The organism is Acinetobacter sp. GWC1_38_13 (assembly GCF_001767535.1).
Classification (GTDB): domain Bacteria; phylum Pseudomonadota; class Gammaproteobacteria; order Pseudomonadales; family Moraxellaceae; genus Acinetobacter; species Acinetobacter junii.
This window is the reverse complement of sequence record NZ_MELG01000007.1, coordinates 1-12,866: the sequence shown is the minus strand read 5'-3', so window position 1 is coordinate 12,866 and position 12,866 is coordinate 1. Positions and strand designations below refer to the sequence as shown.

The following is a 12,866-nucleotide window of genomic DNA, read 5'->3' as shown; positions in this document are numbered from 1 at the left end:
TATTCGAGATACTGAATGCTTCACCAAAATCGTCAAGCACTGGTCGTTGAAGGTGGTGGAATGCGCGGCGCATTTACCAGCGGTGTCTTAGATGCATTTTTACTGCAACAATTTAATCCATTTGATCTTTGTGTTGGTGTTTCATCTGGTTCTACCAATGTCGCTAATTACCTCGCAGCTCAACAAGGTCGCACCCTACAAATCTATCTAGATCATTCTCTTCGATCTGAATTCATTCATTATGGACGCTTCTTCAAAGGTGGTGACTTACTTGATTTGAAATGGATGTGGGAAGTGGTTGAAAAAGAAAATCCACTCAATCAAGCTCAATTATTTGCCAATCATCCTGAGTTCTACATGGTATTGACCCATGCTATTTCAGGAGATGCAACATATATCAAAGCCTCTAAAGACAACATTCTCGATGGATTACGTGCATCAAGTTCTATTCCAGTGCTTACTCGTCAAGCAGTAGAAGTTTTTGGTGAACCCTACTTTGATGGCGGAGTCGCAGATGCTCTCCCCGTACTTTGGACGGCGAAACAAACTAATGTATCTAAACTCATGGTACTGAGAACTCGCCCCAAAAATTACTACAAAGCCAGTAGTAAAGGTGATCAACTCCTTGCAAAGTACGCATTTAAGCAACGACATGGTTTTGCCAAAAGTTTATTAGCAAGAACGCAACGCTATAATGAATCTGTTGAATTTGTTAGAACAGCATCTGAACAAAAAATATTGGAGGTTTGCCCACCCGACTTAAAACATATGGCGGGTCGACTCACCAAGAATAAAGCCAAGATTCGTTATAGTTATGATATTGGTCTAGAAACAGGCTTCAAAGCTATTGAAGATTGGAACGCCCTATAATCATCTCACCTATTCCAAGTCTTTGAATACTATAATATTGAAGACTTGGAAACTTATGTAAATCATATCTAATTCTAAATAATCGCTTAAATTTAGCCCTAAATATTAATTTCAGACTATTCTTTTTTGCAAATCAACTTTCAAGTTTCAATCAATAATACAAATCATCAGACAACCCAAAACAAACTATAAAACCATATAATGTTTAGGCTTTTTATCAAATTGATTAAATGATGTTGTTCTAGCAAGTTTTTTATTTATTTTATTTTTGGAATTTTCTATGAGTAATCGCTCAAACTCTCACAACGATTCAAGTGAAACCGTATTAGGTTGGAAATTTGTCATTATCGTTGGGGTACTTAGTACAATTTTTCTCAGTTTCTTCTACTTAGCTATGAGCAATGAACCAGATTATATGCCTGGAGCGCAGCGAGCAGCAGAACAACAAAAAGCAATCGCTCAAGAAAACGCTCAAGCAAGCTCAGAGGTTGAAACCCAACATCAGCAACACCAATAAAGAAATACAACTTGCTCGATCTGAGCATCGATCGAGCAAGTTATGATCTAAATCTTCGTTTCAGTGATTTTTAGTTTCAATCACCAACTGCATTTTTATATGAGGAATTCCACACTCATCGTATGCATCCCCTTGTATCGAAAATCCTAATTTTTCATAGAATGAAATGGCGTGAACTTGTGAAGATAACTGAAGAAATTTTCGATCTTGTTGATGTGCTTGCCGAATAATCTCTAACATAATCATACGTCCAATTCCTTGTCCGCGATAAGCTTTGAGTACAGCCACACGCCCTACACTATTGTTTTGTAATAAACGCGCAGTCGCAATTGGTTGATCTTGATCATAGACAACAAAATGATCTGGAATCATATCTTGATCATCCCACTCCTCTTCTTCAGGAATGTTCTGCTCAATTATAAAAACTTGTTTTCGAATGAACTTTGCGTCTTGCTCTAACTTATCCCAGTGACCACTTTGGACTCTATACATCTCGATCTCAGCTTAATTAGCACTTACAACCTAAATTTTCGATCGGCATTTGATCTTGTAACAGCAATTCTAAGCTTTGTTTTTGGATACCATACATCTGTTTTAAGGCTCGAATTTGCTGCATAATTTTCGGATCAGGCTGCTGAACATCTTTACGCTTGGTCGCTAAAATCATCTTATTTTTACTGGTATGTTCCAGTGAAACGAATTCAAAAACTTTAGTTTCATAGCCGTAAGCCTTAAGCAACAAAGCACGCAATGTATCTGTCAGCATTTCTGCCTGCTGCCCTGCATGAATGCCAAACTGAAGCATCGGTTGTAAAACCTCTGGGCTTTTTAATTGAGGTCGCAACTCTTTATGGCAGCATGGCGCACACATGATCATTGAGGCATTCAGACGAATTCCTGTATGAATTGCAAAGTCGGTTGCTACATCACAAGCATGTAGTGCAATCATGACATCTAGCTTTTCTGGGGCATAGCTCCGCACGTCACCTTCAAAGAAATCAAGATGATTAAATCCAACATCATCTGCAACTTTTTGGCAAAACTGTACAAGATTCGAACGCAGTTCAACACCTGTGATTAACGGAGTTTTATTTTGCTCTAATAAATAATCATACAAAGCAAAAGTTAAATAACCTTTTCCTGAACCAAAATCAACAATATTAAGTTCTTGTTGAGAGGCATCAATTTGCTCATAAGCATTTGAAAAAATTTCAATAAACTTATTAATCTGTTTCCACTTGCGCGCCATACTTGGAATGATTTGTGCCTTTTCATCGGTAATTCCAAGATGTTTAAGAAATGGACTTTGTTGCTGAACAAATCGATGTTTTTCACGATCATGATGCTGTTGAACTTGGTTTACACTGATTTGCTTTTTTTGTGCATTCAACATGGCTTTCTTTTTGTTTTTTTTCAGTTGAATATCTTGATGCATTGTAAATAGATTGGCTTGTTTCGACTGAGCCAACAGCTCGGCTATTTTCTCTAATCCCTCTTCAATCGGATAATTCTTAGTAATATCTTGCGTTTTATAATGATATAAACAGGACAGCATACTTTGATTTTGCAGTTCAATAATGCGAAAAGTCATTTTTTCTAAATCTATCATTTCACCCTTGTATTGACTCAAGATCAATCGATCAAAACTATTGTTTTCAATAGATTGCTGAATCTCCAAGAAAAATTGCGGTTCTTGTTCAAAGGAAAATTTGGGCGCAAACATAGTGAAAACCTGACAAATAGAAACTAAATTTTATAGCGTCTTACTTTAAAAGGGAAATTGCATTACGATACAGTTGTATTTTTATACTATTAGAAGCTCAATGAACGCTAATTTTCTAACCAATTATGATCCCAAAGAAGAATTAATTAATGCCTATAGTCACGGGATTGGGGCAGCTCTGGCGCTAATTGCATCGGTGTTTCTAATTATCAAAGGATATGGACTACCTTTCGGACAATGGATGAGTTTATGGGTATATGGGTTCAGTCTTGTATTACTCCTCAGCAGTTCTATGCTTTACCATTTCTCTCAAGATGGAATGAAACGCTACTGGTATAAAAAACTTGACCATACTGCGATTTATTATCTGATTGCAGGAACATATACCCCCTTTCTAAGTATCGCAATCCCGACAGCGAAAGCACATTATTTATTAATTGCGCTATGGATCATCGCCTTGATTGGGACGGTATTTAAACTGATCCTAATTCATCGTTTTCAAAAAGTATCTTTGGCTGCCTATATCATCATGGGGTGGTTAGCCGTGTTGGTTATGGATGATATGCAACGTTATCTATCAAAAGAAGCAATCCAGTTATTGATTGCGGGTGGGCTTGCTTATACTGTCGGCACATTGTTTTATGCTTTAAAAAAGGTAAGATATACCCACGCAATTTGGCATGTATTTGTGCTAATAGGGGCAGGTTTACACTTTCTTGCAATCTACTGTTATGTACTTTAACTCCTGTCAACAGGCCAAAAGAAATGACACTAGTTTCATGAGTAGACTTTGCATTCAAGGAATTCTCAAGTCCATATTTCTGTGTCTTGATCAAATAAAATAAGGTCTCGTATGTCGTCTAGCACTACGACTGTCACCCCCGAAGTGGCAAGCAATTCAAAAACAAGGGTATTATTTGCCAGTCTCGTGGGTACCACGATTGAGTTTTTTGACTTCTATATCTACGCAACTGCAGCCGTTTTAATTTTTCCTCATTTATTTTTCCCAGAAAGTAGTGATGGTGCCGCTGTACTAAAATCCCTCGCAACTTTTGCAATTGCCTTTATTGCTCGCCCGATCGGAGCCGCAATTTTTGGACATTTGGGAGATCGAATTGGACGTAAAGCAACTTTAGTCGCAGCTTTACTCACTATGGGGATATCAACCGTTTGTATCGGTTTGCTGCCAACCTATGCACAAATTGGTCTTGCAGCTCCTTTACTATTAGCTTTATGCCGTTTAGGTCAAGGTCTCGGTCTTGGTGGTGAATGGAGTGGTGCTGTTCTACTGGCGACTGAAAATGCACCTGAAGGCAAACGTGCATGGTATGGCATGTTCCCTCAACTGGGTGCCCCGATTGGTTTTATCCTCGCAACAGGTTCTTTCCTATTATTGAATGCTTTTATGTCAGAACAAGATTTCATGACTTGGGGCTGGCGTATTCCATTCGTCTCAAGTGCGGTGTTAGTTCTGGTTGGTCTCTATATCCGTCTGAAATTGCATGAGACTCCTGCATTTCAAAAAGTTTTAGACAAACAAAAAGAAGTTAATGTCCCATTCAAAGAGGTTATGACGAAACATTTCCCAATGTTGGTCTTGGGTACTGTTGCTGCGATTTGTACTTTTGTCGTGTTCTATCTCACAACTGTTTTTGCACTCAACTGGGGTACAACAAAACTGGGATATGCTCGCGGTGATTTCCTTGAATTACAATTGATCGCAACACTTTGCTTTGCAGCTTTCATTCCTGTTTCAGCGATTCTTGCTGAAAAGTTTGGACGTAAAAATACATCGGTTGCTATCTGTATCTTATCAGCATTATTTGGACTTTGTTTTGCGCCGCTTTTAGGGTCTGGTAGCCCATTACTTGTGTTCCTATTTTTATGTATTGGTCTCTCAATCATGGGACTCACTTACGGACCAATTGGAACTGTACTTTCTGAGATTTTTCCAACATCAGTCCGTTATACAGGTTCAGCATTAACTTTCAACTTAGCAGGTATTTTTGGTGCATCCTTTGCCCCTTACATTGCAACCAAACTTGCTGAAAACTATGGTTTAGGTGCTGTTGGAATGTATTTAAGTCTAGCGTCAATTCTTTCGTTAATCGCGTTTTTGTTCATCCGTGAAACCAAACACGATGATGTAAATAACCAAGTCTAATTTATATGTTCTAATTGAGTGAACGTCATAAGAGGTTCACTCAAACCATTTGTCGGCCAATTCCACTCACCCTTTTTCAAACGCTACAACATCTCTCCCGCTAATATTTTTTGTGCTAAAATACGCGACTCCCTTTTTTTAGATGATTGTGCTCATGTACGCAGTGATTATCGTTGCCGTATTTTTGGTCAGTTTTTTATACACTTATTATCGTGGCAAAGAACGATTAAAAGCATCTCGACAATTATTCGACCATTCGACATTTCTAGCACCAGTTAATATGTTTATGACTGGTTTCTCTAAATTACCGAACCAACCATTCTTTGATGTGGCGCAGTTTCCTGAGCTCAAACCATTACAGGACAATTGGCAAGTAATCCGTGAAGAAGCAATCCAGCTACAAAATCAAATTAAAGCAGCTGAAAAGAACAACGATGCAGGTTTTAATACCTTCTTCAAACGTGGTTGGAAACGTTTTTATTTAAAATGGTATCAAGCTAGCCATCCATCAGCTCAACAACTTTGCCCTAAGACAGTTGCCTTGTTAGAAAGTATTCCTTCAGTAAAAGCAGCAATGTTTACTGAACTTCCATCTGGAAGTTATTTAGGTAAACATCGTGATCCTTATGCGGGTTCAGTTCGTTATCATTTAGGTTTAGTAACACCAAACAGCGATGACTGTTTTATTGAAGTTGATCAAGAACGCTATAGCTGGCGCGATGGTGAAGCAACTGTTTTTGATGAGACTTTTGTACATTGGGCTGAAAATAAAACGGATCAGACCCGTATTATTTTATTCTGTGACATCGAGCGTCCAATGAAATGGGGCTGGGCTCAGAAGATCAATCATTGGTTTGGTCGCAATGTTATGTCAGCAGCAAGTTCACCGAATGATGATCAAGATAAAACAGGTTTTATCAATCGAATTTTCAAGTATGGCTATGCCGTACATCATTATGGTCGTGGTTTAAAACAACGTAATCGTAAAGTTTACTATCTTGCAAAATGGCTGATGTTTGCAATCATTATTGGTCTGATTTTATTACCTAGCTTTCTTTAATTAGCTGTAAAAAAAGGAGATGCATCTGCATCTCCTTTTTTTGTTGAAACTTTTATTGATTGGTAGCTTGTGGTGCTTGAGCACTTGCTGTTTGAGCAGCGGCTGCATCAGCAGCTTGTACTGCGGCTGCATCAGCAGCTTGTACTGCGGCTTCACCGATGAGTGCGATCTTCGCCTTTTCCTGACTCTTTGCAGATAATGCCGGGTTAGCAGCTACGATACGATTGATATTGGCAGAGTTAGCAGGTGCGATAGCCGCTGTTTGCAAAACAATTGGGCGATTCCCTGTATCTCCAAGTGTATATCGAATCCCTGTACGAGGGCTGATTACTGTGGTCACTTCACGTTTAACTTGAGCTTCAGCTGTCGTCGCGCCTTTTGCTGCAAGTACTTTGTCTACTGTGGTTGTGATCGTTGCTTGTGGTGCTTCATTAGCAAAGCCTACACTTGATACCGCAACACTCGCTAAAATTAAAAGTTGTAATGGTTTTTTCATTGTCTTCCCGCGTTTCATGCGAATTCAGTCAAAGTCATTCTATTGAATAATGAAACTATAAAGCACTTAACGACTCAAGTTACTTCTCGTAAAAAAAGCAGGGATTAACCCTGCTTTTTTTATCAAACGATATCGAAGTTTAAATTTTACCGTGACACTGTTTGTATTTTAATCCTGAACCACAAGGACACGGTGCATTGCGGCTTTCTGGAACTGGGAATGGAGCATTATTCGCTGAATATTCAGACTCTTCAGATGCAGTCACTTCACCCGTTAAACCATCTACATCATCATGTTCAAATGATAAACGCATTGATTCAGCTTGACGTTGTTGTTGTGCTTCAAGCTCAGCCAATTCTTCTGCTGTTGGTACATGAACACGAGATAAATCAGTCACAACGTCTGATTTGATAATACCCAACATGTTCACAAACAAATTAAATGCTTCTTTCTTATATTCCTGCTCTGGATTTTTCTGAGCATAGCCACGCAAGTGGATACCCTGACGTAAATAATCCATCGCAGCTAAATGATCTTTCCAATGGCGATCTAAAGAGTTCAGCATAAAGTGACGCTCTAACATCGCAGCAGATTCATCACCCATTTGCGTACGGCGTTGACGATAACGTGAAATCACTTCATCAGAAATACGTGCAATCAGACCTTCCTCATCCAAGCGGCGATCTTGATCTAACCATTGCTGTACAGGAAGCTCGATACCTAAATCCGTACGTAAAGCGGTTTCTAGACCAGGAATATCCCATTGATCATGGATAGATTCAGGTGGAATGAAGTTCGCGATAACACCTTTCATCACCTCTTTATGCATCTCTTCGATATAATCTTGTAATGTACTTTCTGCCAAAATCTCATCACGTTGTGAGTAAATAATTTTACGTTGTTCATTATTTACATCATCATACTTCAATAAGTTTTTACGAATATCAAAGTTACGTGCTTCAACTTTACGCTGTGCATTTTCAATAGAACGACTCACCATTTTATGTTCAATGGCTTCATTTTCCTGTAAGCCCATTGCACGCATCATGGCAACAACACGATCACCCGCGAAGATACGCATCAAATCATCTTCAAGCGATAAGTAGAAGCGAGAAACACCAGGGTCACCCTGACGACCCGCACGACCACGTAGCTGGTTATCAATACGACGTGATTCATGGCGCTCTGAACCAATGATATGCAAACCACCTGAGTTCAATACATCTTCGTGATCTTTTTCCCACTGCGCTTGTAAACGAGCTTCATCTTCTGGCGTAGGATTTTCAATTTTTGCGAGTTTGGCTTTCCAGTTACCACCAAGCAAAATATCGGTACCACGACCTGCCATGTTTGTTGCAATCGTTACGGCGTTTGGACTACCTGCTTGAGCAATAATGTCCGCCTCACGCTCATGTTGTTTTGCATTGAGGACTTCGTGTTGAATACCTGCTTGTAATAACTTTGCAGATAAAATTTCACTCGCCTCAATCGTTGCAGTACCAATCAAAATCGGCGCAACACCCTGCTTACGAATATTGGTAATTTCTTCGATAATTGCGTTGTATTTACCGTTACGATTTAAATAAATTAAGTCGTTGTGATCCTTACGCACCATCGGACGGTGAGTTGGGATAATAACAACATCTAAACCGTAGATTTCTTTCATTTCAGCAGCTTCAGTATCAGCTGTACCTGTCATGCCTGAAAGCTTTTTATACAAACGGAAATAGTTCTGGAACGTTGTGGTTGCCAAAGTTTGGTTTTCAGGCTGAATTTCCATATTTTCTTTGGCTTCAACCGCTTGGTGTAAACCTTCAGACCAACGACGACCAGGCATCGTACGACCTGTACTTTCATCAACAATAATCACTTCTTCTTTTTGAGTCTGAGGATTAATGCCAATAATGTAGTGAACGTTCTTTTGATAGAGATAATGCGCACGAATCGCAGCAGTGACATGGTGAACCAGATTTAGGTTCGCAGCAGAATAAAGACTTTCACCCTCAGCAAGTAATCCCATACGGATTAACTCTTGCTCAACAGTCTCGTAACCAACCTCAGTCATTTCAACTGAGCGTTGTTTCTCATCAACCCAGAAGTGTCCGCCATCAGCCACTTTTTCTTCTTTCTGAGGTTTTAATGTTGGAGGAATGCTATTGATTAACTGATATAAATGCGATGAATCTTCACTTTGACCTGAAATAATCAATGGTGTACGTGCTTCATCAATTAAGATCGAGTCTACTTCATCGATGATCGCATAACTTAAACCACGTTGTTTTTTCTCTTGTAGAGAAAACACCATATTGTCACGAAGATAATCAAATCCAAATTCGTTGTTCGTACCGTAAGTAATGTCTGCCAAATAAGCTTGTGCTTTCTCAGCAGGCATTTGCATCGAATAAATTACACCTATGCTTAAACCCAAAAACTCAAATAATGGGCGGTTGAGTTCAGCATCACGTTGTGCAAGATAGTCATTGACAGTGATGACATGCACACCCTGACCACTCAATGCATTGAGGTAACACGCCAAAGTACCCATCAGGGTTTTACCTTCACCTGTACGCATCTCAGCAATTTTGCCTTCGTGCAGTGTGATACCACCAATCAACTGAACATCATAGTGACGCATTCCCATCACGCGTTTTGCAGCTTCACGACAAACTGCAAATGCTTCAGGTAATAATTTATTTAGGCTTTCACCGTTTTTAAATCTTTCTTTGAATTCTTGAGTTTTTGCAGAAAGGTCTGCATCGTTAAGAGCAGATATCGTCGGTTCAAGCGCATTGATTTGTTCAACAATTTTACGCATGCGTTTGAGCTCACGCTCATTTTTAGTACCGAAGATACCTCCGATCAGACTTGCCAACATGAATAAACTCTCTAATCCTGTTTGTTTAAATAGGTAATTTTTTCTTAGCTGTTATTATGGAGTCAGAAATAAGAACTACAAGGGCTTTGCATCCAAACAGGTAAAAAAATCTGCGAGGCAATTCTGACCACAAGCAACCAAAGTCAGTTAATGTAGCAAATTTGACTATAAGTTACATCGACTAAAATGTGAATTTCCGATCAATTTTCCAACCAAACCCAGCTCTATATCTTTTAAACTCATAAAAACATCAAAAAACAATATTTTTACTTCTAAGCCTTCTGGCGCATATTAATCCAACACACATAAGATTAGAAATGTTCTGAGGACGAAGTATGACATTACGTTTAGGTGATATTGCTCCAAATTTCCAACAAGAATCGAGCGAAGGAAGAATTGATTTTTATGAGTTTCTAGGTAACCACTGGGGGATTCTATTTTCACATCCTGCTGATTTTACACCTGTTTGTACGACAGAACTGGGGTTCACCGCAAAGCTCAAAGATGAATTCACAAAACGAGGCGTAAAAGCAATCGCTTTATCTGTGGATGATGTGGAATCACATAAAAGCTGGATTCAGGATATCAATGAAACTCAAAACACAACGGTGAATTTCCCAATTATTGCAGACAAAGATCGTAAAGTTTCAGAGCTGTATGATTTTATCCATCCTAATGCCAGTGAAACTCTAACCGTGCGCTCATTGGTTATTATTGATCCCAATAAAAAGGTTCGTTTGATTATTACCTACCCTGCATCAACAGGTCGAAACTTTAATGAGGTATTACGTGTAATTGACTCATTACAGTTGACAGATCATCACAAAGTGGCGACCCCAGCAAACTGGCAGCACGGAGAGGATGTTGTTATTGTCCCATCACTCAAAGATGAGGAGGAAATTAAACAACGTTTTCCAAAGGGTTACGCTGCTGTAAAACCTTATTTACGTCTCACGCCTCAGCCTGAGTAAGATTGAAGCTAATTCAAGGTTTTGAGCGAAGTGCAAGACTGATGAGATACGTCGTATAGAAATACTCGACGTACCTTACCAAACCACTTATTAAAACAAAATTCTATTTTTCTAACTTCAGCGCCTATCATATCGATCGGCATTTTTTTAAGCTTATAAAATTTCATTTTAGTTTTCTTATTTGATACGTTATAAGAGAAATCTTAAACTTTAATAAAATAAGAACGCTATGATTTATAACATTCATCATTTGCACTGTGGAAGTTTCTGTCCAGTTTGCGCCCCGCTGTTTGGTCAAAAAGGTTGGAAAGCACATCTAGTCTGTCATTGTCTCCTCATTGAAACTGATCGCGGTCTAGTCTTAATTGATACAGGCTTAGGACTTCAAGATTATCTGCATACTGAACAGCGATTAGGGAGTTTACTCAAACAATTTGGCTCAATTGTACCGAACCTAAAACTAACTGCCATTCAGCAGATACAGCGACTTGGTTTTAATCCGAGTGATGTAAAACATATTTTTGTGACCCATCTGGATTTTGATCATGCTGGTGGAATTTCTGATTTTCCAAATGCCACAGTGCATCTTTTAGCGGCGGAGTTTAATGCCACTCAATCACTTACAACCAAAGGCAAACTTCGTTATAAGACTGAACAGTTTAAACAGCATCGCTATTGGAACTTTGCTGAACATAATGATGGCGAGCCATGGTTTAACTTACAAAAAGTTAAAGGGCTTCCGTTATTTCACGATGAAATTTTAATGATTCCCTTGATTGGGCATACCGCTGGGCACTGTGGAATTGCGATTAAAAAGGCCGATGGCTGGATGTTGTTCTGTGGCGATGCCTATTACACTCATCTTGAGCTAAACCCAAAAAACAAACTCAGAGCTTTAGATTTCACTGAACGGTTATTGGCTGAAGATAACCAACTACGTTTGCAAAACCTTAAACAGTTACAATATCTCGCTCAACATGAACCCAGGATTGAGTTAATTTGTGCCCACGACCCTTATGAATTTAATCGCTATCAATAAAATGAAAAGAATATTTATTACTGTTTTTGTTGTTTCAACATTAAGTCTAAATGGATGTATGACACATCCGAGTATAGAGCAATCTCAACGCCCTCAAAATTGGGGGGCTTTAATCTCGGATACGCATAATTTTTATCAGATCAGTCAGGATGTTTATCGCAGTGAACAACCCAATTCTGAGTTAATACCTTTACTAAAAAAATATCAGATTGAAACGGTGATCAATTTAAGAGCTCGAAATGAAGATGCAAAAGTTCTCCAAAATCAATCGCTAAATTTAGTACATATACCAATTCAAACATGGGCAATTAATCGCCAAGACTTACTTCAAGCGATGCAAGCTATTCAGATTGCAAAAAAAAATAATCAAAAAGTCCTTGTTCATTGTTATCACGGATCAGATCGAACAGGTGCAACCATTGCGATGTATCGTATTATTTTTGAAAATTGGTCAATTGAAAATGCAGTCAAAGAAATGAAACAAGGAGGATATGGCTACCATATCATTTGGAAAAACATTGAAAATCTATTTACCTCAGAAAATGTACAATGGATTCAGCAGCAATTATCCACCCCTTCAAGTTAAAACTTAAAACTCACTTGAGAGGTCGATTTTCTTGGCAAAAAACCTCTCACTATTATTAGAATAATTAAGACTCTAGAAATAAATTTTTAAGATTGTAAATTGACTAACGAAACTTAATATAAGTATCTAGTTTGGTAAAAACCGAATTCTTGAGCAAAACCGTGATCACTTCGGAAAGACCACCATCACTATCGGTGACTAATAAGAAGACCTCTCCATCAGCATTTGACTCAAGCCAAGTTATCCCTTCTACCTTAATGGCTAAAGTGTTTCCCTCAGCATCTTGGATCAAAAAGGAATTTAGGACCTCCCCTTTCGGTGAGAGCACTAAAATATAACTTCCTAACACTGCACCATCATCGTAGGTATTTAAGGTTTGCTCGACGGCAGCGGTTGCAACGATCACATTCTTATCCGCAAAAAAATAAGCATCTGAAATACCGCTTACTGAACCATTAATCTCAGGTAATGTGAGATTAAATGAACGTATAAGAGCATTTTCTAAAGATTTATGTGCTTGAATTTTTTCTAGATCAAATACTAAAACACCATGAAAGTGATTAAT

Annotated in this window: 13 protein-coding genes; 8 read left to right on the top strand and 5 right to left on the bottom strand. The window is 38.7% G+C overall.

The window, feature by feature from the left end; genetic code table 11:
- The first annotated feature begins 15 nt into the window (after positions 1–15).
- Both A2003_RS00635 and A2003_RS00630 read left to right on the top strand, forming a co-directional pair.
- Positions 16–870, top strand: a complete 855-nt coding sequence (locus tag A2003_RS00635) for a patatin-like phospholipase family protein (protein WP_286686679.1) — start codon at positions 16–18, stop codon at positions 868–870.
- Positions 871–1,150: 280 nt separating this feature from the next.
- On the top strand, positions 1,151–1,387 hold the full coding sequence (locus A2003_RS00630) for a hypothetical protein (RefSeq protein ID WP_004963976.1): 237 nt from the start codon (positions 1,151–1,153) through the stop codon (positions 1,385–1,387).
- A 60-nt stretch (positions 1,388–1,447) separates the two neighbouring features.
- On the opposite strand, the gene A2003_RS00625 is transcribed toward A2003_RS00630, so the two are convergent.
- Both A2003_RS00625 and A2003_RS00620 read right to left on the bottom strand, forming a co-directional pair.
- On the bottom strand, positions 1,448–1,879 hold the full coding sequence (locus tag A2003_RS00625) for a GNAT family N-acetyltransferase (protein WP_286686678.1): 432 nt from the start codon (positions 1,877–1,879) through the stop codon (positions 1,448–1,450).
- A 16-nt stretch (positions 1,880–1,895) separates the two neighbouring features.
- Positions 1,896–3,110, bottom strand: a complete 1,215-nt coding sequence (locus A2003_RS00620) for a class I SAM-dependent methyltransferase (protein WP_286686677.1) — start codon at positions 3,108–3,110, stop codon at positions 1,896–1,898.
- A gap of 100 nt (positions 3,111–3,210) precedes the next feature.
- Here A2003_RS00620 and trhA point away from each other — a divergent pair, with 100 nt between their 5' ends.
- The 3 genes from trhA to lpxO all read left to right on the top strand — a co-directional run bounded on the left by trhA (position 3,211) and on the right by lpxO (position 6,334).
- A complete protein-coding gene (gene trhA, locus A2003_RS00615) occupies positions 3,211–3,852 on the top strand; it encodes a PAQR family membrane homeostasis protein TrhA (protein WP_004950465.1) in 642 nt (213 codons plus the stop codon).
- Positions 3,853–3,963: 111 nt separating this feature from the next.
- Entirely contained in the window at positions 3,964–5,274 is a 1,311-nt protein-coding gene (locus A2003_RS00610; RefSeq protein ID WP_039047024.1) for an MFS transporter, read from the top strand.
- 154 nt (positions 5,275–5,428) lie between these two features.
- Positions 5,429–6,334, top strand: coding sequence for a lipid A hydroxylase LpxO (gene lpxO / locus A2003_RS00605; protein WP_035338465.1), 906 nt, complete (start codon positions 5,429–5,431; stop codon positions 6,332–6,334).
- A gap of 52 nt (positions 6,335–6,386) precedes the next feature.
- Here the strand turns inward: lpxO and A2003_RS00600 are convergent, their stop codons facing one another.
- Positions 6,387–6,830: a hypothetical protein gene (locus A2003_RS00600; protein WP_270900742.1), complete on the bottom strand. Its 444-nt coding sequence runs from the start codon at positions 6,828–6,830 to the stop codon at positions 6,387–6,389.
- 139 nt (positions 6,831–6,969) lie between these two features.
- Positions 6,970–9,705 carry a preprotein translocase subunit SecA gene (gene secA, locus A2003_RS00595; protein ID WP_005402099.1) on the bottom strand — a complete coding sequence of 912 codons (2,736 nt, stop codon included), beginning with the start codon at positions 9,703–9,705 and terminating at the stop codon, positions 6,970–6,972.
- A gap of 335 nt (positions 9,706–10,040) precedes the next feature.
- Here secA and A2003_RS00590 point away from each other — a divergent pair, with 335 nt between their 5' ends.
- From A2003_RS00590 to A2003_RS00580, 3 genes are all read left to right on the top strand, one after another.
- Positions 10,041–10,676, top strand: coding sequence for a peroxiredoxin (locus A2003_RS00590; RefSeq protein WP_286686676.1), 636 nt, complete (start codon positions 10,041–10,043; stop codon positions 10,674–10,676).
- A 229-nt stretch (positions 10,677–10,905) separates the two neighbouring features.
- Positions 10,906–11,715 carry an MBL fold metallo-hydrolase gene (locus tag A2003_RS00585; RefSeq protein ID WP_004963997.1) on the top strand — a complete coding sequence of 270 codons (810 nt, stop codon included), beginning with the start codon at positions 10,906–10,908 and terminating at the stop codon, positions 11,713–11,715.
- A gap of 1 nt (position 11,716) precedes the next feature.
- Positions 11,717–12,301: a dual specificity protein phosphatase family protein gene (locus A2003_RS00580; RefSeq protein ID WP_171456884.1), complete on the top strand. Its 585-nt coding sequence runs from the start codon at positions 11,717–11,719 to the stop codon at positions 12,299–12,301.
- 103 nt (positions 12,302–12,404) lie between these two features.
- Here the strand turns inward: A2003_RS00580 and A2003_RS00575 are convergent.
- Positions 12,405–12,866: DUF6929 family protein (locus tag A2003_RS00575; RefSeq protein WP_502685943.1), on the bottom strand; the 462-nt coding region annotated here is incomplete at its 5' end.

What these genes read in the sequence shown, in the direction of transcription:
- A2003_RS00590 (WP_286686676.1), top strand. Translation starts at nt 10,041, where the DNA reads ATGACATTACGTTTAGGTGATATTGCTCCAAATTTCCAACAAGAATCG.
- A2003_RS00600 (WP_270900742.1), bottom strand. Translation starts at nt 6,830, where the DNA reads ATGAAAAAACCATTACAACTTTTAATTTTAGCGAGTGTTGCGGTATCA.
- A2003_RS00610 (WP_039047024.1), top strand. Translation starts at nt 3,964, where the DNA reads ATGTCGTCTAGCACTACGACTGTCACCCCCGAAGTGGCAAGCAATTCA.
- A2003_RS00620 (WP_286686677.1), bottom strand. Translation starts at nt 3,110, where the DNA reads ATGTTTGCGCCCAAATTTTCCTTTGAACAAGAACCGCAATTTTTCTTG.
- trhA (WP_004950465.1), top strand. Translation starts at nt 3,211, where the DNA reads ATGAACGCTAATTTTCTAACCAATTATGATCCCAAAGAAGAATTAATT.
- A2003_RS00585 (WP_004963997.1), top strand. Translation starts at nt 10,906, where the DNA reads ATGATTTATAACATTCATCATTTGCACTGTGGAAGTTTCTGTCCAGTT.
- secA (WP_005402099.1), bottom strand. Translation starts at nt 9,705, where the DNA reads ATGTTGGCAAGTCTGATCGGAGGTATCTTCGGTACTAAAAATGAGCGT.
- A2003_RS00635 (WP_286686679.1), top strand. Translation starts at nt 16, where the DNA reads ATGCTTCACCAAAATCGTCAAGCACTGGTCGTTGAAGGTGGTGGAATG.
- A2003_RS00630 (WP_004963976.1), top strand. Translation starts at nt 1,151, where the DNA reads ATGAGTAATCGCTCAAACTCTCACAACGATTCAAGTGAAACCGTATTA.
- lpxO (WP_035338465.1), top strand. Translation starts at nt 5,429, where the DNA reads ATGTACGCAGTGATTATCGTTGCCGTATTTTTGGTCAGTTTTTTATAC.
- A2003_RS00580 (WP_171456884.1), top strand. Translation starts at nt 11,717, where the DNA reads ATGAAAAGAATATTTATTACTGTTTTTGTTGTTTCAACATTAAGTCTA.
- A2003_RS00625 (WP_286686678.1), bottom strand. Translation starts at nt 1,879, where the DNA reads ATGTATAGAGTCCAAAGTGGTCACTGGGATAAGTTAGAGCAAGACGCA.